The following is a 20,251-nucleotide window of genomic DNA, read 5'->3' as shown; positions in this document are numbered from 1 at the left end:
CTAACGCTCAATAAACCAGCTAATCGTGCAGGTGCTTTACGCATCGTTATCCGATTGACGAGAGATAATAGCGGACAGTGACTCCCCGTTATCAGGTGCTTTATGACTAAAATCGTTACGCTGCTTTCTTTAATAGTGCTGCTATCCGGCTGCGCGTTGAAACACTATCCCTCCTCACCCTCGGTGAGTGAAGTACAAAAAACGACCCTGGACTGTCCGGCAGTGCAAAAGGAAATTGCCAGTCAGCAGCAGGTACAGCAGCAGATTGATAAAACCGGCGAGTTCAGCGGCCTGACCGTCCTCGGCTTTATCGGAGACTTTGGCATTGGTAACGGCGTGGCGAAAAGTCTGGCGCAGAAGCATGCCGACCAGCGGATGATCCAGTTGAAACAGCTGGAAAAAACCAAATGTTCCGCCATGCTGCCGGGCTGAAAAACGCTATTTACGAGAGATCTCACAGTTTTATCACGCCGTACTTGAGCTACCCCCGCAATGATCTATGGTAGCGACTGGATTGCTACTGCTTCGCTGCAGGCAAAACCTGACATCGGCGCGAACCGAACGTCAGGTTTTTTTATTTGTGGGTAACTAAATGGATATTATCAAAGTACTCAATAACAACGTGGCGATAGTGCTGGATAAACAGGGCAAAGAGCAGGTCGTGATGGGGCGCGGGCTGGCCTTTCAGAAACGACCGGGCGAGCGGCTGGATCCCGCGCGGGTGGAAAAAGTCTTTGCCTTGCAAAGCAGCGAGCTGACAGGGCGGTTAGCCGAGCTACTGATGGAGATCCCGCCAGAGGTGCTTGCCGTTAGCGAATGTATTATCGCGCAGGCGAGGCGGGTGCTGACCACCACTCTGCATGAGAGCGTGGCGATCGGTCTGACCGATCATATCCACTTCGCGCTTCAGCGCCAGCGGCAGCAAATTCCCTTGCGCAACGTGCTGCGTTGGGAAATTCGCTCGCTTTACCCTAAAGAGTACGAGCTTGGCCTGGCGGCGCTGACGACTATTGAGAAGCGGCTGGGCGTGCGTCTTGAAGAAGACGAAGCGGGTTTCATTGCGCTGCATCTGGTTAACGCGCAGCTGCATAGCGCCATGCCGGAAGTGCACGCTATCACGCGGTTTATGCAGCAAATTTTGGATATTGTGAAATACCATTTACAGATCGAATACCAGCCTGACTCGCTAAGCTATAACCGCTTTGTCACCCATCTCAAGTTCTTTGCCCAGCGGATGTTGGGAAAAAACGGCGTGGCCAGTGACGACCGCTCGCTGCACGACGTGGTACGCAACCGCTACCCACAGGCCTATCGCTGCGTAGAAAAGATTGACCGTCATACCGTAAAAAATTATGCCTATACGCTGGGAACGGAAGAACGCATGTTTCTGACCATTCATATTGAGCGGGTCAGAAAAGAGACGCTGGCGTTAAAAGAAAGTGAGGATGAGGCTTAGCCCATGCAGGCGCTGGCAAAGAGCACGGTGAAGACATGTGCCGGAAGGGATTAACTGCCTTCCGGACTGAGCCTGGCCGGGCCTGCTTTCTCTGCCGCTAACGCAGCGTAGCTCCCTGGGTTTTTATCACCTCGCGATACCACCAAAAACTCTTTTTGGGCCTGCGCGCCAGCGTACCGTTTCCCTGGTCGTCGCGATCGACATAGATAAAACCGTAGCGTTTGGAAAACTCTGCTTTCGAGGCGCTCACCAAATCAATTGGCCCCCAGCTGGTATAGCCCCAGACCTCCACGCCGTCGTTAATGGCTTCACGCACCTGTACCAGATGATCGTTCAGATAAGCGATGCGATAGTCGTCGTTGATTGTGCCATCCGCTTCTGCCTTATCCCTGGCGCCCAGGCCGTTCTCCACGATAAACAGCGGCTTTTGATAGCGATCGGCAAGCATATTCAGCAGGAGCCGCAATCCCTGCGGGTCGATCTGCCACCCCCATTCCGAGGCGGGAAGATGTGGGTTCGGCACCATATCCAGCACGTTGCCACGCGCCAGAGCCGCTGTTTTATCCGCTGTGGCGCAGCCGCTCATATAATAACTGAAGGAGATAAAATCGACAGGTTCGCGCAGATCGGTGTTGTCCTGCTCGCTGATAGCTATTTCGATACCCCGCTGTTTAAAAAAGCGTGCCATATAGGGTGGGTAAGCGCCGCGCGCCTGTACATCGCCAAAGAACAGCCATTCACGATTTTTTTGCAGTGCTGCCAGCATATCTTCAGGGCGGCAGGTCAGAGGATAAAGGAGGCCGCCCAGCAGCATATTACCGATTTTGCCGTCAGGCACAATTTGATGGCAGGCTTTTACTGCCCGTGCGCTTGCCACCAACTGGTGGTGAATGGCCTGGTATATTGCCTGCCTGCTGCTGTTTTCCGGCAGGCCAACGCCGGTGAAAGGCGCATGCAGTGACATATTGATCTCATTAAAGGTGAGCCAATATTTTACTTTGTGCCTGTAGCGCTCAAATACCGTGCGGGCATAGCGTTCAAAAAAAACAATTGTTTGACGGTTGCCCCAGCCGCCGTAGTTGCTGACCAGACCGTAAGGCATTTCGTAATGCGAAAGCGTCACCATCGGCGCAATATTATATTTAGCCATCTCGTCAAAAAGGCGATCGTAAAAAGCCAGTCCGGCTTCGCAGGGTTGCTCCTCGTCGCCCTGCGGGAAAATGCGCGTCCAGGCAATGGAGATGCGTAATACCGTGAAGCCCATTTCGGCGAAAAGTCGGATATCTTCCGGGTAGCGATGATAAAAATCGATGGCAATATCCTTGATGTTAAAATCGTTCGGCTGACGCGCAATGCGTTCGCCGAAAATGCCATACGGTTGCAGATCGGAGGTGGACAGACCTTTACCACCTTCCCGCCATGCTCCCTCAACCTGATTAGCGGCCATCGCGCCGCCCCAAAGAAAGTTTTGTGGAAATTTAGTCATAATCGCTCCTTAAGCAGCTACATAATCAGATTCAGCAACGCGCCGTTTTCCGCAATCTGTTCCCGATCGCTGGCGGGAAGCACGTCAAGATAGTCGTCGCTGTTGCTGACGATGATGGGCGTGGTCAGGTCATAACCGGCTTCACGCAGGGCCGGAAGATCGAACTCAATCAGCAGCTCCCCACGGCGCACCGGCTGATCCTGCACAACGTGAACGGTGAAATGGTTGCCTTTCAGCTGTACCGTATCCAGCCCGACGTGGATCAGTAGCTCCACGCCGTTTTCGGCGATCAGGCCAACTGCGTGTCCGGTGCGAAACAGCGAAGCCACGCGGCCGTCCACTGGGGAAACGACGCGACCGCAGTCGGGCACGATCCCTACGCCTTTCCCCAGCAGGCCGCTGGCAAAGGTTTCATCGGCGATCTGTTCCAGCGGTACTACTTTGCCGCTTAGCGGGCTGTTCAGGGTAAAGGCGTGTGCCCGTTTTTCCGGAGAGGACTCCGGCGTCGCATCGACGATGGTTTCGGTTTCCTGCTGTGGCGCAAGACCAAAAAAGTAAGTGGCGACGGCAGCAAAAATCAGCGACAGCAGGGCGCCTGCCAGCACGGCATAAACGGTGATATCAATGCCCGTTTTAGGCACGCTCTGAAAAACCGTAAAGATACTGGCCAGGCCAAACGAATAAACGCTGGCATGGTAAAAACCGATCAGCGCCGCGCCCAGCGCACCGCCACAACAGCCAAAGATAAAGGGACGACGGTTAGGTAGAGTGACGCCATAAACCGCCGGCTCGGTGATGCCAAAAATTGTGGCGCTGAAGGCGGAAGCGGCAATGCCTTTCAGCTTGCGATCGCGCGTTCGCAGCATCACGCCCAGTGTCGCGCCGCTTTGGCCCATTACGGCGGCGAACAGCAGCGGCATCATAAAGTCCTGACTATGCATGCTGAGGTTATTAATCATCAGCGGTACCAGCCCCCAGTGCAGGCCAAAAATAACCAGCACCTGCCAGAAACCGCCGAGGAAAAGCCCGGCGATCAGCGGACTCAGGGCGTAAATCCACAGATAGCCATCGGCCAGCAGGTTACTGAGCCAGGTGGCGACCGGACCGATAACTAAAAAACTCAGCGGCACCACCACCACCAGACAAAGCAGCGGCGTCACAAAGTTCCGAATGGCATCCGGCAGGCGTGGGTTGACCATTTTCTCCAGCATGCTGGCGACCCAGGCGGCAAGCAAAATGGGGATCACCGACGAGGCGTAGTTGATGAGTATCAGAGGAACGCCGAAAAAGTAGAGCCGCGCTTCGCCGCTCTGCGCCTGGCTAAAGGCTTCCAGCATTAAGGGATGAACCAGCGCAGCGCCAATCGCCATTGACGTAAAAGGGTTGCCGCCGAATTTTTTACCGGCACAGTAGCCGAGCACGAGGGGGAAAAAATAAAACAGCGCATCGCTGGCGACGAAAAGAACCCGATAGCTGCCGCTCTGCTCCTGCAGCAACCCGGTCGCCAGCGCCAGCGCCAGCAGGCCTTTCAGCACGCCGGAAGCGGCCATCACGCCAAGAAACGGGGTGAAAATGCCCGAAACGATATCGATAAAACGATTGAAGAGAGACAGTTTTACTGGCGCAGTGGAAGCCTGTTCGCCTTCACTTAAGCCGCCCTCGCTCAACAGCGCCTGACAGACGTCGCCGACATGATTGCCTATCACCACCTGATACTGACCGCCGCTCTCGACGACAGTAATAATTCCCGGATTGTTTTTTAGCGAGGCCGTATCGGCCAGCGCTACGGATTTAAGCCTGAAGCGCAGCCGGGTCGCGCAGTGTACCAGTGACGCAATATTTTCCCGGCCGCCCACGCCTTGCAGAATTTGTTGGGCCAGCTGCTGATAGTTCATAAAACGCTCCCTGCACCTTCGCCTTAGCTGAAAAAAAACAAAAAAAAACCTGAACCGCTTATTTTCATACCGGTGGCGAAAATAAGCGGTTCAGGTTTTGCCTGCGTAGACAGTGACAACCCTGATTAGCATTCAGGATAGTTTCTTAAAGGCGAACAAATAACAAGCATCGGTGGTGAGTGGATGACTGAATCGTGAGGCGGATCGAGTTTTATTTGCACACTGACACGCTTTTTAACCTGTGTGGTCAGAAAGGAGGTTTTGCATTGGCATTCGCGCAGGCTAGACTGTATCGCATTGATTATGCTGCGAGGAAAGGTTGTGGAAAGCATAGCAGGCAAGGCCTTACAGGTATCGGACGCCATTATTTCCTGCCAGCTGGACGGAAAGGGCGGACTGATCCCGATTGATGATAAAGATGTAATTCACTGTGACAAGCCCTGCTGGCTGCACCTTAATTACACCCACCGGGAAAGTGCAGAATGGCTGATGTCCACGCCGCTGATCCCGGACGCCGTGCGTGACGCGCTGGGCGGCGACAGTATGCGCCCAAGAGTCAATCGTCTGGGCGACGGGACGATGATTACGCTGCGCAGCGTCAACCTGAACAGCGAATCACGTCCCGATCAGTTGGTGGTCGTCCGGGTATTTATTAATGACCGGCTCATTGTTTCTACCCGCCAGCGTAAGGTTTTCGCTATTGATGAAGTGTTGACCGATCTGCAAAACGGCAACGGCCCGATCAATGGCGGCGGCTGGCTGGTGGACGTATGCGACGCCTTAACCGATCACACCAGCGAGTTTATTGAGGATTTACACGATAAAATTATCGAACTGGAAGATGCGGTAGTCGATCAGCAGGTACCGCCCAGAGGCGAGCTGGCGCTGATCCGTAAGCAGCTGATTATTATGCGGCGCTATATGGCGCCACAGCGCGACGTATTTTCGCGTATTGCCAGTGAAAGGCTGCCGTGGATGAGCGATGACGACCGCCGACGCATGCAGGATATCGCCGACAGACTGGGTCGCGGACTGGACGATCTTGATGCCAGCGTGGCACGCACGGCTGTCTTGTCGGATGAGATCAGCACGGTGATGGCGGAAGCGATGAACCGGCGTACCTATACCATGTCGCTGCTGGCGATGGTCTTTTTACCGACAACCTTTCTCACCGGCCTGTTTGGCGTCAACCTTGGCGGCATCCCGGGCGGCGAGTGGCGCTTCGGCTTTGCCACCTTCTGCTTTTTGTTGGTGGCGCTGGTACTTGGTGTTGCCTGGTGGTTACGTCGCCGTAAATGGCTGTAATTTACCGCCACTCTGCCGCGATAAAGCGCAAAAAGGGGCAATAAAGCTGATCGATATCAATAAAAGGAGCAGGCGGCTGGGGCAAACTCTTTCTCGCAGGTGAATGCAACGTCAAGCGATGGGCGTTGCGCTCCATATTGTCTTACTTCCTTTTTTGAATTACTGCATAGCATTTTTAATTCATACAGGCCGGCGTAAGCCGGCTTTTTTTCGCCCGTTTGCCAGCGCTGGCGGTGGTGCCTATGCTTACAGTTCACCTTATGTTCGAGGAGGAAGATATGCTGTCCGACTACGTAATGGATACACCAAGAGCTTCCGATCCGGTGCCGACCGATCCCGTACCGATTCCCGATCCGATTCCAACACCGCAGCCGATGCCCGATCCGCCGCCTGACATGCCGGATCCCATCACCGATCCGCCGCCGCACATGTAGCTCGGCCAGGCCGGCGAACATCGCCGGCCTTTTTTGCTGCTAACTGACGCTTCCCGAATATTTCCACCTCTGTTAAAAACCCGTATAATCCGCGACAGTCCAACGCTCAACCAGGAAACCCACCGCCGGTTTATCCGCTCGGTGTAATAAGTATTTATGAATCAGACTGATACAAGAAAAGAGACGCTCGAATTCAACAAGCTGCAAAAGCGCCTCAGAAGAAACGTCGGCAACGCCATCATTGATTACAACATGATTGAAGAGAACGACGTGGTGATGGCCTGCATGAGCGGCGGTAAAGATTCCTTTGCCATGCTGGATATTTTGCTGGGTCTGCAAAAGGTCGCGCCCGTCAAGTTCGAGGTGGTCGCGGTGAATCTCGACCAGAAGCAGCCTGGTTTTCCCGAGCATATTTTGCCAGAGTACTTCGAGAGCCTGAATATCCCTTACTATATCGTGGATAAAGACACTTACTCTGTTGTAAAAGAGAAGATCCCCGAAGGCAAAACCACCTGTGGACTCTGTTCAAGACTGCGCCGCGGCACGCTCTATTCTTTTGCAGAACGCATTGGTGCCACCAAAATCGCGCTGGGTCACCATCTTGATGATATTGTGGAAACCCTGTTTCTGAATATCTTTCACGGTGCGCGCATGAAGGCAATGCCGCCCAAGCTGCGTTCCGACGATGGCCGCAATGTGGTTATCCGGCCGCTGGCTTACTGCCGTGAAAAAGATCTGATCGCCTTGTCTGAACAGAAAGATTTCCCGATTATTCCCTGCAACCTTTGCGGATCGCAGGAAAACCTACAGCGTCAGGCGATTAAAGCAATGCTTGCCGAATGGGATAAAAAAGAGCCGGGGCGCGTGGAAAGCGTATTCAAATCGCTGCAAAACGTCAGTCCAAGCCAGCTGGCGGATCGCAATCTGTTCGATTTCGTCAATCTGCCGTTGGATCGCGAAGGCGAAAGAGAGGAGTACGCTTTTACCGAAGCGACGGTTTCCTCCACCAACATTGATAAAGCAATGTTTATCGACGTCACTAATATCTGAGTAAGCAGGGGGAAACTGCTCCCTGCAGTTAACCGTGCAGCGGCAGCCGCGCCTGCTTTTTTCAGTCGCTGCTTCTGCTGCCCGCGCATTCCTTCTTCGGCCCTGAACACAATTCCCTCTGCGGCAGTAACGTCCACCAGCGCTTTTCTGCTACACTCAGCGGCAATTTCCCCTCCGGTTTTTCAGAGAGTAATTTGTGAGCGCTTTTTCAACCCTGACTTCCCTGCCAGCCAGCCAGATCGCCAATCTGAACGAGCTGGGCTACCACACCATGACCCCCATTCAGGCCGCGTCGTTACCGGCGATCCTGGCAGGTCGCGACGTCCGCGCGCAGGCAAAAACGGGCAGCGGCAAAACGGCCGCTTTCGGCCTTGGCGTGATGCAGCGCATCGACGCCACGCAGTTTGTTACCCAATCGCTGGTGCTTTGTCCGACGCGCGAGCTGGCCGATCAGGTCACCAAAGAGCTGCGTCGCCTGGCGCGTTTTACCGCCAATATCAAAATCCTGACCCTGTGCGGCGGCCAGCCGATGAGCGCCCAGCGTGATTCGCTGGTGCATGCACCGCATATCGTCGTCGGCACGCCGGGGCGTATTCTGGATCATCTGAAGCGTGAAACCTTGCAGCTGGGTCAGCTAAGCACGCTGGTGCTGGACGAAGCCGACCGCATGTTAGAGATGGGCTTCCGCGATGATATCGACGCCATTATCAGCTACACACCGCCCGCGCGTCAGACGCTGCTGTTCTCCGCCACCTGGCCGCAGGATATCGCAAAGATCAGTCAGCGTGTTCAGCGCGATCCGCTGAGCGTGGAAACGGATGTGGTCAGCGATCTGCCGGCGGTTGAGCAAAGTTTTTATGAAGCCGGCTCGCGAGAGAAATTGCCCGCATTAATCGGCCTGCTTAGCGATAAGCAGCCGTCTTCCTGTGTAGTGTTCTGCAACACCCGACGTGAATGCGACGATATCGCCGCCGCGCTGGAAGGGCAGCAAATCAGCGCGCTGGCGCTGCATGGCGATTTGGAACAGCGCGATCGCGACCAGGTGCTGATCCGTTTTGCCAACGGCAGCTGTCGCGTGCTGGTGGCTACGGACGTCGCCGCGCGCGGGCTGGATATTAAAGCGCTGGCGATGGTGGTCAACTATCAGCTTTCTTACGATCCGGAAGTGCACGTGCACCGCATTGGCCGTACGGCCCGCGCGGGCGCAGAAGGCCTGGCAATCAGTCTGGTTGCACCGGACGAGACGATCCGCGCCCACGCGCTGGAGGACTTTTTACAGCAGAAGCTGAGCTGGCGAAGCGTGTCGGAGCTCAAAAGCGTGGCGCCTCGTCCGCTACCGGCGGAAATGGCGACGCTCAGCCTGGACGGCGGGCGTAAGGCAAAAATCCGCCCTGGCGATATTCTGGGCGCGTTAACTGGCGAGGCAGGGCTGAGCGGCGACGCTATCGGTAAAATCGATATTGGCCCAACACAGGCGTATGTCGCTATCCGTCAGAGCAGCGCGCGTCAGGTGATGAAGCAGCTGCAGCAGGTGAAAATCAAAGGGAAAACCTGCCGCGCCCGACTGTTGAAGTAGCGGCCCCGGCAGGCCCGGAACACCCTTAACAGGGTGTTCTTGCTTCAGAACTTCAGCACTTCCGGCGGCTGCGCCAGTAGAGGTTCGGCATCGGCCATCAGCGTTTTAAAGTGTGGCTGATTGCCATGCGTCTCTACGGCCTGCGCGTCCTGCCAGGTTTCGTGAAAAAGGAACACGTTGCCGTCTTCTACACTGCGGTACAGGTCATAATGAATACAGCCTTCCTCCGCGCGTGCCGGCTTAACGCCTGCGTTAAGCACTTTCTTTAGCTCGTCTGCTTTACCTGCTCTGGCGGTAAATTTCGCCACGATACGCACATGTTTGTCGCTCATTTTATTCTCCTTAGATAAAACCCGGTGTAAGGCCGTTTCCGTTCGACAGAATTAACTGCCGAAGAGAGAAAGACATCATGCCATAAATTGCTTAAGCCTTCAGGTCGTTACGCTATTTATTCAGCCGGGCTTCAGTTTCAACGCACGTAATGCCAACAGCTAAAAGCTGCTGCATGTGACAACGTCACGTACATGCTCCGCTTCAGGCGGGCGCTAAGTTGATGGTAGTGACACCGTCACTATTTTTTACGTCAATGAACGTATTTGTGAAATCAGACCAGTGGCTATTGCCATTCATTATTTTTAATTTAGTAAATATTCGTGACTGCGCTCGACCCTGGCGGCATCCTGACATATGCTGACCCACGCCCAAGTCCTTCTTCCGGAGTTTTCTGATGAGAGCAGCGATATTTCTGCTTGCTGGTTGCGTCCTGCTGACCGGCTGTAGCCACGATAACGAGCCGCCGCAGCAGGCTACCAGCGCCCACGTGCCGCCTAAAGTCGTGATGTCCGATTTGGCCGCCAGCGCCTGTTCAGACGCCGGGGGAACGCTGGCGCTTTCGCGCCAGCTGGATGGAAGTGCTGTAGGGATGTGCCAGCTGGCCAACGGGCGTCGCTGCGGCGAAAGCGCGCTAGCCAGCGGCAGCTGCGCTCGCTAAAAAGCGGCGTTAGCCCGTTAGCCCGTTAGCCCGTCAGCTCGTTATCGCACACTTCGCCTTTTTTCAGCTGTTGCAGATTTTGCAATGTGGTCGCGGCGATGCTGGTCAGGGCTTCTGCCGTCAGGAAAGCCTGATGGCCGGTGAACAGAACGTTATGGCAGGCGGACAGGCGACGGAAGATATCGTCCTGAATAACGTCATTAGATTTATCTTCAAAAAAGAGATCGCGTTCGTTTTCGTAAACGTCCATACCCAGCGAGCCGATCTTCTGCATTTTTAGCGCGTCAATCGCCGCCTGAGAATCAATCAGGCCGCCGCGGCTGGTATTGATAATCATCACGCCATCTTTCATCTGCTGGAAAGCCGCCATATTCAGCAGGTGATTGTTTTCAGGCGTTAGCGGGCAGTGTAGTGAAATCACATCCGATTCCCTGAACAGCGTTTTGATATCGACGTAGGTGGCGCCCAGTTCCAGCGCCTGCGGATTGGGATAAGGATCGAAAGCCAGCAGCCGCATACCAAATCCTTTCAGGATACGCAGCGTGGCGAGGCCGATTTTCCCTGTGCCGATAATACCGGCGGTGCGGCCGTGCATATTGAAGCCGATCAGGCCTTCCAGCGAAAAGTTGGCGTCACGGGTTCGCTGATAAGCCCGGTGAATACGGCGATTCAGCGTCATCATCATACCAACGGCGTGTTCCGCTACGGCTTCAGGCGAATAGGCCGGCACGCGCACCACTTGCAATCCCAACGCTTTTGCCGCCTCCAGATCCACGTTATTGAATCCGGCACAGCGCAGCGCGATATATTTGACGCCCAGCGACGCCAGCTCCTCCAGCACCTCGCGGCCGCCATCGTCGTTAACGAAAATGCAGACGCCATCGCAGCCGGCCGCCGTCTTCGCAGTGCGCGCGGTCAGCAGGAAATCAAAATATTCCAGCTCAAATCCATAGCTTTCGTTAACCTGCTCAAGGTATTTCCGGTCGTACTGCTTGGTACTGTATACCGCAAGTTTCATGCATGATCTCCTGTATCCGTCAGACAGCTCTTCCTTAACAATACTTCGCATTGGGCAGCTAGTCAGCCAGCGGCAGGCAATATTTGTTCGGCAGGTGAATAATTACCCGCTAAAATCTTCTCGCGGCGCGCAGGACGTGCCATGATTTACGCCTTAACGTAAGGAATGGATTGAAGTATGGGCCGGGGCTGGAAGCTATTTATTATCGCCATCGCAGCCGCTGCGTTTTTAAGCGGCGCCGGACTGCTGACGCTGAGCTGGTGGCTGCCGCGGCTGGCAGGCTTCTGGCTACCCGCTGCCACCACGGTCAGGCTGGATGGCAACCCCCGCTGGCGTTCAGGTGCCTTGTGGCTGCCCGGCATCCGCTACCGCACAGGCGACTGCGAGCTGGCGAGGGCGAGCAACGTGACGCTGGGAAGAGCCGTAGGCCGCTGGGCGCTGGGCGCGACGCTGCTTGAAGTCAACAGCGCCTGTTTCAGCAAGCTGTCGGCAGGCGGCGATCGGCCTGCCGCGCCGCGTTCGCTGGCGGAGTGGCAGTCAATGCTGCCAAAAGCAGACGTTGCCATTGAGCGCGTCAGCCTGCTTCCCTGGCAAAGCTGGGCGGGAGCGCTGCGGCTTAACCTCGATCCGCAACGGCAGCTTATTCACTGGCAGGGTGAAAACCTTTCGTTACAGGCCGTTCTGGCGGGCCAGCAGCTGGATATACAGTCGCTGGCGCTTAGCGCATCGGGCATGACCGATCCCATTACCGTGAGCGGTTTGCTGACGCTGCCGAAAATACCTGACCGGCTGCCGGATAGCGGCGAGCTGGCGGCGACGCTGAAAACGGCAAGCATTCCACAGCCGCTGCGGGCCAGCCTCAACTGGCAGCAGAACAGCGGCACGCTGATCCTCAGGGCGCAGGATCTGGAGGAGCCGCTGTTGCTGCTGCCGTGGCGGGTTTCCGCGCAACAAATTGCGATTAGTCAGGGCAAATGGCGCTGGCCCTGGACCTCACAGCCGGTATCGGGCGGCGTGGCCCTGACGCTAAAGAACTGGCGGCAAGGGCTGCCGGATATGGAAGTCACAGGTCGACTCAACGTGCTGACGCAGGGCCGCGGCGGCAAAGGCAATGTCGTGCTGTCAGTAGGGCCGGGCCATCTGGACTGGACGCAGAGCCAGTTGCCGTTTCGCCTGACGGGCGAGAGCAAACTGGCGCAGCTGCTTTTTTTCGCTGGCATTCCCGGCAGGCTACAAGGGCCGCTGCTTGATCCCGTGCTGCGCCTTCAGCCCGGCGCGCTGCTGCGGATGCGCGGGCGTCTGCTTTCTACGCTGGAAGTGGACGAAGCGCGCTGGCCGCTTTCCGGGGTGGCAGTCTCTTCAGGGGGCATCGAGGGGCGGCTACAGGCCATTCTTACCGCGCATGATACGGAAAAAGGGCATTTTCGCCTGCATCTGGACGGCCGCGCCACGGAATTCTGGCCGGATAAAGGCCGTTGGCTGTGGCGCTATTGGGGCGACGGGCTGATGGCGCCGCTGGCGGCCAAATGGGATGTGAAAGGGCATGGAAGCTGGCAGGATCGGCAGATCGAACTCGCTTCTTTGTCCACGGGGTTCGATCAAATTCGTTACGGCGGGGTAACAATGGCCGCGCCCAGGCTAACGCTGGCGAAGCCGGTTCGCTGGCGGCGCGACGAGCAAAACCCCGCTTTTAGCGCAGGCTTTCGACTACGCGCGCAGCGCACCAGCTTCGGCAGCGGTGGCTATCTGCCGCCCGCAGAGTTAACGCTTGGCCTCAACGGTAGCGATCCCGCTCATTTTCTCTGTAAGGGTAAACTGACCGCCGATCCGGTCGGCCCGGTACGGATACAGGGGCGCTGGGACGGTACGCGGCTGCGCGGCCAGGCCTGGTGGCCGCAGCAGTCGCTAAAGGTTTTCCAGTCACTGTTGAACGACGATCTGAAAATGTCTGTTCGCGGCGGCACGCTAAAAGCTCAGGTCGCTTTTTCAGCGGCAGCGGATCAGGGATTTGCCGCGGGTGGCCACTGGGTGGTTAGCGACGGCAGCGTGCGCACGCCGGACAATCAGTTTACCGGCATCGATTTCTCTTTGCCGTTCAGGCTGCAAACGGGCCAGTGGTACTTTGGCGCGAAAGGCCCGGTTTCGCTGCGCATCAAGGCAATCAAAAACCAGTTTGCGCTAAAAAATATTCGCGCCGATCTGCAGGGGTGGTATCCATGGAGCGCGGCGCGGCCGCTGCGCCTGAGCAACGTCGGGGTGGAGGTGCTGGGCGGCGAGCTGAGTTTGCTTAGCCTTCAGCTACCGCAAACCGAAGCGGCCACGCTACGGCTGAAAGCGATCAGCATGAGCGAGCTGGTAACGGCCGTTCAGCCGAAAAAAATCGCTATGTCCGGCCGCGTTGACGGCGCGCTGCCGCTGTGGCTGCAAAACTCTGCCTGGCTGGTTAAAGAGGGCTGGATCACCAACAGCGGCCCGCTGACGCTGCGGCTGGATAAAGATTTCGCCGACGCGCTGGCTTCCGGTAATATTGCCACCGGCGCGGCGATGGACTGGCTGCGCTATATGGAAATTTCCCGCAGTCGGGCCACGCTGAATATTGATAATAAAGGCAACATGGCCCTGACGGCGCAGGTCAACGGCACCAGCCGCTTCAGCGATAAAAATCAGCACGTTTCGCTGCACTACACGCAGCAGGAAAATATTTTTCAGCTGTGGCGCAGCCTGCGCTTTGGCGACAATTTGCAATCCTGGACAGAGCAGCACGCCGCGCTGTCAGCACAAGGAAAAACTGAATGAAAACAGCTCTGCCGATCCTCGCCGGGATGCTGCTCAGCGGCTGCGTGCCCCGTATTGAGGTCGCTGCTCCAAAAGAGCCGATTACCATCAATATGAACGTGAAAATCGAGCATGAAATCGTGATTAAAGCGGACAAAAACGTGCAGACATTGCTAAAAAATGGCGAGGATGCGCCGCTGCGGCAATAAAAAAGCAGCCGGGCGGCTGCTTTTTCAGGCGAGATCGGAAGAAAAAATCAGGCGTTAACCAGCTGGTTCAGCGTAGCTTTCGCTTCTTCGCTGGCTTTGGTGGCCGCTTCCGGGCCGTATGCCATGCCTTCAGCGTAGACGAACTGCACGTCGCTCAGACCCAGGAAGCCCAGGAACAGCTTCAGGTAAGGCGTTTGCAGATCGGCTGGCGTATCTTTATGGATGCCGCCGCGGCTGGTGATCACAATCACTTTTTTACCGACGATCAGACCTTCCGGGCCTTTCTCGGTGTAGCGGAAAGTTACGCCGGCACGGGCAATCAGGTCAAAGTAGTTTTTTAACTGCGTCGGGATGTTGAAATTGTACATTGGCGCCGTAATAACAACGGTATCCACAGACTGAATTTCAGCAATCAGCTCGTCGGAAAGCGCCAGCGCTTCCTGCTGACGTGGCGTCAGAGCAGCATCGGAAGGACGCAGCGCGCCGACCAGTTCGCCGTCCAGTACCGGAATCGGATTTGCAGCCAGATCGCGGATCACGATCTCATCGCCGCTGTGCGCCGCTTTCCACTCTGCAACAAAGTGTTCGGCCAGCTGGTTGGACTGTGAGTAGCCTGCGAGAATGCTCGATTTCAGTACTAAAACTTTGCTCATAATGAATTTCCTTTGTTATGCGGATGTGTCCGCTCAATGACTTACACTCTATTGGCAAATCAGCCGTAGGGATAGTGCAATATTCTGAAGCCCGTGTTCGAATTTACTGAATAAGGTTAGCGCGTCGCAGCCGTAGCTAAATGGTTCGTCGCCGGGAAGCAGCGGTTCGTCTGTGAAAACCCTACCGACCGGACGCACTGACAGAACGCCCAGCGCGATTTGCGCCAGCGCGGCCACGTCGCCGGGCTTCGCACTATCTGTTTTCGTCAGGCGCTCCAGCTCGCCGCACGAAAATTTAAAATTCATGGATAAATAGCCCTCTCTGATAAATTCTGGCAGTGAGACGCCCAATGCAGCCGCTGTGAATCTCCGGTTCTGCCGGTTTTAAAGGGTTGCGTCCTGATACACGTTCGGGCGCATCATGCACAGATTCAGGCGCACTCATAGCCGGTTCATGTGTAGGAGGACTCGAGCAAAAGCGCCCGGATGAGAACGCACTACTGGTGGATCACTACACAAGGATATTTCAAAACGGGCGATTGGAAGACGGCTGATGCTGTCAGAGGGCACGATCAGGATAAAGTTTCAAATGGCCGAAGGATTTGTAGAAGGTTGTCTGTCGATGCGGGATGTGAAGTGGGAGATGGACAGTTAATTTAATGAAGGAAACAGCCCACAACGTGGGCTTTTGCAGATTATCCGGGAAAGTAATTTTCAAAAATGAATTTGGATAAAATCATTAATAGAATAAAAATACAGGAGAATATACAGACAAGTGTGACGACGTCGCGGCGCCTTATAACACGCGACAAGGCGGGTTCGCGCCCGCATTCAAATTAAGGCCACTTCGGCAGGCCTTTTTTATTTAAGCGCCTCATATGGCAAAACCGTTAGCGACCAGTGCCACGGTGACGGCGGCAGGCTGGGGATTAGTCGCATCAACACTTACAGGGTTTATAACACGCGTCGATTATTCAATCGTATTTGGGGCATTCGCTGACTTGATGTTTTTTATTGTCATAGCGCAGGAACTAACGCGCCGGCAGACGCCTGGATATTTCGTTTTTGGCTATGCAGCAGGAATTTTCGGTGCCGGGTTTGTGCTACAATACGCAAAATTTTATTCATACTTTATTGTTTGCCAGCCTGCTGGCGATTAGCGAGCTTTTTTATGTCTGATACTCCCCGTATGCCTTTAACGACGCTGGCGCCGCGCCTGGAAGCGCTAATGCTCAGAGATCGTCAGCGGCTGCAAAAGCGCCTGCATGGCGCAAAAAAAGTGAAGAACCCTGCGGCTCAGCAGGCGATAGCCGATGAGCTGAGCGGCGAAATCGCGGCGGCGGAACAGCGCGTGGCGCTGCGGAAAGCGGCCACGCCGACCATCCGCTACCCGGAAAACCTGCCGGTCAGCCAGAAGAAACAGGAAATCGCCGAGGCTATTCGCGATCACCAGGTGGTGATTGTGGCAGGCGAAACCGGCTCGGGGAAAACCACCCAGTTGCCGAAGATCTGCATGGAGCTGGGCCGGGGCATCACGGGGCTGATTGGTCACACCCAGCCGCGTCGTCTGGCAGCGAGAACCGTGGCCGATCGCATTGCGGCCGAGCTGGAAACCTCGCTCGGCGGCTGCGTGGGCTACAAGGTGCGCTTCAACGATCAGGTCAGCGAAACGACGCAGGTCAAGCTGATGACCGATGGTATCCTGCTGGCGGAAATCCAGCAGGATCGCCTGTTGATGCAGTATGACACCATCATTATTGATGAGGCGCATGAGCGCAGCCTGAATATCGACTTCCTGCTGGGCTATCTGCGCGAACTGCTGCCGCGCCGCCCCGATTTAAAGATTATTATTACCTCAGCCACTATCGATCCGCAGCGCTTTTCCCGGCACTTTCACCATGCGCCGGTGATTGAAGTCTCCGGCCGCACTTATCCGGTCGAAGTGCGTTACCGGCCGATTGTGGAAGAGGCGGACGACACCGAACGCGATCAGCTACAGGCGATTTTTGACGCGGTTGACGAGCTGGGGCAGGAAAGCCGTGGCGATATCCTGATCTTTATGAGCGGCGAAAGGGAAATCCGCGACACCGCCGATGCGCTGAACCGGCGCGATCTGCCGCATACGGAGATCCTGCCGCTGTATGCGCGCCTTTCCAACGCCGAACAGAACCGCGTTTTCCAGCCGCACAGCGGCAGGCGCATCGTGCTGGCCACCAACGTGGCGGAAACGTCGCTGACCGTGCCCGGCATCAAGTACGTCATCGATCCCGGCACGGCACGTATCAGCCGCTATAGCTTCCGCACCAAGGTTCAGCGTTTGCCGATCGAGCCGATTTCCCAGGCGTCGGCAAACCAGCGTAAAGGGCGCTGCGGCCGCGTTTCCGAGGGCATCTGTATCCGCCTTTATTCGGAAGAGGATTTTTTAAGCCGCCCGGCCTTTACCGATCCGGAAATTTTGCGCACCAATCTGGCCTCGGTCATTCTGCAAATGACCGCGCTGGGGCTGGGCGATATCGGCGCGTTTCCTTTTGTGGAAGCACCGGACAAACGTAATATTCAGGATGGCGTTAAGCTGCTGGAAGAGCTGGGGGCGATAACCCTGGACGACCAGCACTACAAGCTGACGCCTTCCGGCCGTTCGCTGGCGCAGCTGCCGGTCGATCCGCGCCTGGCGAAAATGGTGCTGGAGGCGCAGAAATACGCCTGTACCCGCGAAGTGATGATTATTACCGCCGCGCTTTCAATTCAGGATCCGCGCGAGCGCCCGGTAGAGAAACAGCAGGCATCCGACGAGAAGCATCGCCGTTTTGCCGACAAAGAATCCGATTTCCTCTCCTTCGTCAATCTGTGGAACTACCTACAGGAGCAGCAGAAAGCGCTGTCGTCCAGCCAGTTCCGACGCCTGTGCAAAACGGACTACCTGAACTACCTGCGCGTACGCGAATGGCAGGATATCTATACTCAGCTGCGGCAGGTGGTGCGCGAGCTGGGCATTCCGCTGAACAGCGAACCGGCGGACTTCCGGGGCGTGCATACCGCGCTGCTGACCGGACTGCTTTCCCATATTGGTCAGAAAGACGTCGAGAAGCAGGAGTACTCCGGCGCGCGCAACGCCCGCTTCTCCATTTTCCCTGGCTCCGGGCTGTTCAAAAAGCCGCCGAAGTGGACGATGGTCGCCGAGCTGGTGGAAACCAGCCGCCTCTGGGGCCGCATTGCCGCACGTATCGAGCCGGAATGGATCGAGCCGCTGGCGCAGCATCTGATTAAACGCAGCTACAGCGAGCCGCACTGGGAAAAAGGCCAGGGCGCCGTGATGGCCAGTGAAAAAGTCACGCTGTACGGCCTGCCGATCGTAGCGGCGCGCAAGGTCAACTACGGCCCGATCGATCCGGTGCTGTCGCGCGAGTTGTTTATCCGCCACGCGCTGGTGGAAGGCGACTGGCAGACGCGTCACGCCTTCTTCCGCGCCAATCTTAAGCTGCGTGAGGAGGTGGAAGAGCTGGAGCATAAATCGCGCCGTCGCGATATCCTGGTGGATGACGAGACGCTGTTTACCTTTTATGACCAGCGTGTTCCGCACGAGGTGATTTCCGCCCGGCATTTCGACAGCTGGTGGAAAAAGGCGAGCCGCGAGCAGCCCGAGCTGCTTAATTTTGCTAAAGAGATGCTGATCCGCGAAGGCGCCGAGAACATCAGCAAGCTGGATTACCCTAACTTTTGGCAGCAGGGCAACCTGAAGCTGAAGCTGAGCTATCAGTTCGAGCCGGGAACCGATGCGGATGGCGTCACGGTGCATATCCCGCTGCCGTTGCTGAACCAGGTTGAGGAAAAAGGCTTCGAGTGGCAGATCCCCGGCGTGCGACGGGAGCTGGTTATCGCCCTGATTAAGTCGTTGCCAAAACCGTTACGCCGTAACTTTGTCCCCGCGCCCAACTACGCCGACGCTTTTCTGGCGCGTGCGGTGCCTCTGGAGCTGCCGCTGGTGGACGCGCTGGAGCGTGAATTCCGTCGGATGAGCGGCGTCACTATCGACCGTGAGGCCTGGCAATGGGATCAGGTGCCCGATCATCTTAAAATGACTTTCCGCGTAGTGGACGAACATAACCGCAAGCTGGCGGAAGGGCGCGATCTCGCCGCGCTGAAAGAGCAGCTGAAGGCCAAAGTGCAGGAAACGCTGTCGCTGGTGGCGGATGACGGGCTGGAGCAGAGCGGCCTGCATATCTGGAGCTTCGGCGATCTGCCTGACCATTTTGAGCAGAAGCGCGGCAGTTACAGCGTGAAGGCCTGGCCCGCGCTGGTGGATGAAAAAGAGAGCGTGGCGATCCGGCTGTTTGATTCCGATCACGAGCAGAAAAAAGCGATGTGGCGCGGTCAGCGCAGGCTGCTGCTGCTCAATATCCCTTCGCCGATTAAATATCTGCACGAAAAGCTGCCGAACAAAGCCAAGCTGGGGCTCTATTTTAACCCTTATGGCAAAGTGCTGGATTTGATAGATGACTGCATCGCCTGCGGCGTGGACAAACTGATTGCCGAATATGGTGGCCCGACCTGGCAGGAAGAGGGATTCCGCCAGCTACATGAAAAAGTGCGAGCGGAGCTGAACGAAACCGTGGTGGAAATAGCCAAAAAGGTCGAGCAGATCCTGACGGCAGTCTTTGCTATCAATAAGCGGCTGAAAGGGCGCGTGGATATGACGATGGCGCTGGCGCTTTCGGATATCAAAGCGCAGATGAACGGCCTGGTATATCGCGGTTTCGTTACCGGCAACGGCTGGAACAAGCTTGCCGACACCCTTCGCTATTTGCAGGCTATCGAGCGCCGTCTTGAAAAACTGCCGGTCGATCCGCACAGCGATCGCGCCAGAATGGTCAAGGTAGAAAAAGTTCAGCAGGCCTGGCAGGGCTGGTTTAACAAGCTGCCGCCGGTTCGCCGTGATGATGAGGATGTAAAAGAGATCCGCTGGATGATTGAAGAGCTGCGCGTCAGCTATTTCGCCCAGCAGCTGGGCACGCCTTATCCGGTTTCGGAAAAGCGTATTCAGCAGGCGATGGATGAAATAGTGCTCTGAGGAATTCGTCCGCTGGCAATACAGCCCAGCGGACGTTCTTAAACTTAACCAGCTATTGCTAAAAAGAGTTAGCAGTAAAAACGCGCTGAGGCCTGGTGGGCGGCTTTGCCTGCTGCACCCGCATGGAGATAATAAAACTTCTCCGTTCCGGACTGGCGTATTTCCTGAACAGACAGGACTTAACCTATGGCTGGCTTAATACCGGTGAAAGGATCTTTAGCGTATTTTCACGCGCTTTGATCTTATCAGGGGGGAACTCAGTCATTCGATTATTTACCGATTCAACTCAGCAACGCAACGTTTCAGGCTTAAGGTAGAGACGCTGTTATGGCTTA

19 protein-coding genes are annotated in these 20,251 nt (G+C 56.0%); 13 read left to right on the top strand and 6 right to left on the bottom strand.

Annotated features, from left to right (window positions below; all coding sequences use genetic code 11):
- The first annotated feature begins 102 nt into the window (after positions 1 to 102).
- A complete protein-coding gene (locus EGK14_RS03480; RefSeq protein WP_125287668.1) occupies positions 103 to 432 on the top strand; it encodes a hypothetical protein in 330 nt (109 codons plus the stop codon).
- A 160-nt stretch (positions 433 to 592) separates the two neighbouring features.
- Positions 593 to 1,456 (top strand): BglG family transcription antiterminator LicT, encoded by an 864-nt coding sequence (gene licT / locus EGK14_RS03475; RefSeq protein WP_125287667.1) that lies wholly within the window; start codon positions 593 to 595, stop codon positions 1,454 to 1,456.
- 97 nt (positions 1,457 to 1,553) lie between these two features.
- On the opposite strand, the gene ascB is transcribed toward licT, so the two are convergent.
- Positions 1,554 to 2,945: a 6-phospho-beta-glucosidase gene (gene ascB, locus EGK14_RS03470; RefSeq protein ID WP_304984965.1), complete on the bottom strand. Its 1,392-nt coding sequence runs from the start codon at positions 2,943 to 2,945 to the stop codon at positions 1,554 to 1,556.
- 14 nt (positions 2,946 to 2,959) lie between these two features.
- Positions 2,960 to 4,837, bottom strand: coding sequence for a PTS beta-glucoside transporter subunit IIABC (bglF, locus tag EGK14_RS03465; RefSeq protein ID WP_125287665.1), 1,878 nt, complete (start codon positions 4,835 to 4,837; stop codon positions 2,960 to 2,962).
- A gap of 321 nt (positions 4,838 to 5,158) precedes the next feature.
- On the opposite strand from bglF, the gene zntB reads away from it, so the two are divergent.
- The 4 genes from zntB (at position 5,159) to dbpA (ending at position 9,202) form a co-directional block, all read left to right on the top strand.
- Positions 5,159 to 6,142 (top strand): zinc transporter ZntB, encoded by a 984-nt coding sequence (gene zntB / locus EGK14_RS03460; protein ID WP_125287664.1) that lies wholly within the window; start codon positions 5,159 to 5,161, stop codon positions 6,140 to 6,142.
- Positions 6,143 to 6,438: 296 nt separating this feature from the next.
- A complete protein-coding gene (locus EGK14_RS21385; protein WP_199746353.1) occupies positions 6,439 to 6,576 on the top strand; it encodes a hypothetical protein in 138 nt (45 codons plus the stop codon).
- Positions 6,577 to 6,732: 156 nt separating this feature from the next.
- Positions 6,733 to 7,626, top strand: coding sequence for a tRNA 2-thiocytidine(32) synthetase TtcA (ttcA, locus tag EGK14_RS03455; RefSeq protein ID WP_125287663.1), 894 nt, complete (start codon positions 6,733 to 6,735; stop codon positions 7,624 to 7,626).
- A gap of 196 nt (positions 7,627 to 7,822) precedes the next feature.
- A complete protein-coding gene (dbpA, locus tag EGK14_RS03450) occupies positions 7,823 to 9,202 on the top strand; it encodes an ATP-dependent RNA helicase DbpA (protein WP_125287662.1) in 1,380 nt (459 codons plus the stop codon).
- A gap of 44 nt (positions 9,203 to 9,246) precedes the next feature.
- Here dbpA and EGK14_RS03445 read toward each other — a convergent pair whose 3' ends face one another.
- On the bottom strand, positions 9,247 to 9,534 hold the full coding sequence (locus EGK14_RS03445) for a putative quinol monooxygenase (protein ID WP_125287661.1): 288 nt from the start codon (positions 9,532 to 9,534) through the stop codon (positions 9,247 to 9,249).
- Between the two features lie 395 nt (positions 9,535 to 9,929).
- Between EGK14_RS03445 and EGK14_RS03440 the strand changes: the two genes are divergently transcribed.
- Entirely contained in the window at positions 9,930 to 10,193 is a 264-nt protein-coding gene (locus EGK14_RS03440; protein WP_125287660.1) for a DUF333 domain-containing protein, read from the top strand.
- Between the two features lie 25 nt (positions 10,194 to 10,218).
- Here the strand turns inward: EGK14_RS03440 and EGK14_RS03435 are convergent, their stop codons facing one another.
- Positions 10,219 to 11,211, bottom strand: coding sequence for a 2-hydroxyacid dehydrogenase (locus EGK14_RS03435; RefSeq protein WP_125287659.1), 993 nt, complete (start codon positions 11,209 to 11,211; stop codon positions 10,219 to 10,221).
- Between the two features lie 177 nt (positions 11,212 to 11,388).
- On the opposite strand from EGK14_RS03435, the gene EGK14_RS03430 reads away from it, so the two are divergent.
- Together EGK14_RS03430 and EGK14_RS03425 are read left to right on the top strand one after the other, a co-directional pair.
- Positions 11,389 to 14,007: a YdbH family protein gene (locus EGK14_RS03430; protein ID WP_125287658.1), complete on the top strand. Its 2,619-nt coding sequence runs from the start codon at positions 11,389 to 11,391 to the stop codon at positions 14,005 to 14,007.
- Positions 14,004 to 14,195 (top strand): YnbE family lipoprotein, encoded by a 192-nt coding sequence (locus tag EGK14_RS03425; protein WP_125287657.1) that lies wholly within the window; start codon positions 14,004 to 14,006, stop codon positions 14,193 to 14,195. The genes EGK14_RS03430 and EGK14_RS03425 overlap by 4 nt, the downstream gene beginning before the upstream one ends.
- Before the next feature lie 47 nt (positions 14,196 to 14,242).
- Here the strand turns inward: EGK14_RS03425 and EGK14_RS03420 are convergent, their stop codons facing one another.
- Together EGK14_RS03420 and EGK14_RS03415 are read right to left on the bottom strand one after the other, a co-directional pair.
- Positions 14,243 to 14,848: an FMN-dependent NADH-azoreductase gene (locus EGK14_RS03420; protein WP_125287656.1), complete on the bottom strand. Its 606-nt coding sequence runs from the start codon at positions 14,846 to 14,848 to the stop codon at positions 14,243 to 14,245.
- A gap of 48 nt (positions 14,849 to 14,896) precedes the next feature.
- A complete protein-coding gene (locus EGK14_RS03415) occupies positions 14,897 to 15,154 on the bottom strand; it encodes a hypothetical protein (protein WP_125287655.1) in 258 nt (85 codons plus the stop codon).
- A gap of 86 nt (positions 15,155 to 15,240) precedes the next feature.
- Here EGK14_RS03415 and EGK14_RS21815 point away from each other — a divergent pair, with 86 nt between their 5' ends.
- From EGK14_RS21815 to hrpA, 4 genes are all read left to right on the top strand, one after another.
- Positions 15,241 to 15,402: a hypothetical protein gene (locus EGK14_RS21815; RefSeq protein ID WP_370255953.1), complete on the top strand. Its 162-nt coding sequence runs from the start codon at positions 15,241 to 15,243 to the stop codon at positions 15,400 to 15,402.
- Positions 15,402 to 15,503: a hypothetical protein gene (locus tag EGK14_RS21810; RefSeq protein WP_370255952.1), complete on the top strand. Its 102-nt coding sequence runs from the start codon at positions 15,402 to 15,404 to the stop codon at positions 15,501 to 15,503. The genes EGK14_RS21815 and EGK14_RS21810 overlap by 1 nt, the downstream gene beginning before the upstream one ends.
- 223 nt (positions 15,504 to 15,726) lie before the next feature.
- A complete protein-coding gene (locus EGK14_RS03405) occupies positions 15,727 to 16,008 on the top strand; it encodes a putative holin (RefSeq protein WP_125287654.1) in 282 nt (93 codons plus the stop codon).
- 11 nt (positions 16,009 to 16,019) lie between these two features.
- Positions 16,020 to 19,916: an ATP-dependent RNA helicase HrpA gene (gene hrpA, locus EGK14_RS03400; RefSeq protein ID WP_125287653.1), complete on the top strand. Its 3,897-nt coding sequence runs from the start codon at positions 16,020 to 16,022 to the stop codon at positions 19,914 to 19,916.
- Positions 19,917 to 20,251 lie beyond the last annotated feature (335 nt).

The sequence above is a fragment of the Erwinia sp. 198 genome (assembly GCF_003937915.1).
In the GTDB taxonomy this organism is placed as follows: domain Bacteria; phylum Pseudomonadota; class Gammaproteobacteria; order Enterobacterales; family Enterobacteriaceae; genus Erwinia; species Erwinia aeris.
Note: the sequence above shows the minus strand (reverse complement) of the source record. Positions and strands in the feature narration are given on the sequence as shown.

Coding starts and splice junctions, on each gene's coding strand:
- EGK14_RS03480 (WP_125287668.1), top strand. CDS start 103: ATGACTAAAATCGTTACGCTGCTTTCTTTAATAGTGCTGCTATCCGGC.
- licT (WP_125287667.1), top strand. CDS start 593: ATGGATATTATCAAAGTACTCAATAACAACGTGGCGATAGTGCTGGAT.
- bglF (WP_125287665.1), bottom strand. CDS start 4,837: ATGAACTATCAGCAGCTGGCCCAACAAATTCTGCAAGGCGTGGGCGGC.
- EGK14_RS21385 (WP_199746353.1), top strand. CDS start 6,439: ATGGATACACCAAGAGCTTCCGATCCGGTGCCGACCGATCCCGTACCG.
- ttcA (WP_125287663.1), top strand. CDS start 6,733: ATGAATCAGACTGATACAAGAAAAGAGACGCTCGAATTCAACAAGCTG.
- EGK14_RS03445 (WP_125287661.1), bottom strand. CDS start 9,534: ATGAGCGACAAACATGTGCGTATCGTGGCGAAATTTACCGCCAGAGCA.
- EGK14_RS03440 (WP_125287660.1), top strand. CDS start 9,930: ATGAGAGCAGCGATATTTCTGCTTGCTGGTTGCGTCCTGCTGACCGGC.
- EGK14_RS03435 (WP_125287659.1), bottom strand. CDS start 11,211: ATGAAACTTGCGGTATACAGTACCAAGCAGTACGACCGGAAATACCTT.
- EGK14_RS03430 (WP_125287658.1), top strand. CDS start 11,389: ATGGGCCGGGGCTGGAAGCTATTTATTATCGCCATCGCAGCCGCTGCG.
- EGK14_RS03425 (WP_125287657.1), top strand. CDS start 14,004: ATGAAAACAGCTCTGCCGATCCTCGCCGGGATGCTGCTCAGCGGCTGC.
- EGK14_RS03420 (WP_125287656.1), bottom strand. CDS start 14,848: ATGAGCAAAGTTTTAGTACTGAAATCGAGCATTCTCGCAGGCTACTCA.
- EGK14_RS03415 (WP_125287655.1), bottom strand. CDS start 15,154: ATGAATTTTAAATTTTCGTGCGGCGAGCTGGAGCGCCTGACGAAAACA.
- EGK14_RS21810 (WP_370255952.1), top strand. CDS start 15,402: ATGCTGTCAGAGGGCACGATCAGGATAAAGTTTCAAATGGCCGAAGGA.
- EGK14_RS03405 (WP_125287654.1), top strand. CDS start 15,727: ATGGCAAAACCGTTAGCGACCAGTGCCACGGTGACGGCGGCAGGCTGG.
- hrpA (WP_125287653.1), top strand. CDS start 16,020: ATGTCTGATACTCCCCGTATGCCTTTAACGACGCTGGCGCCGCGCCTG.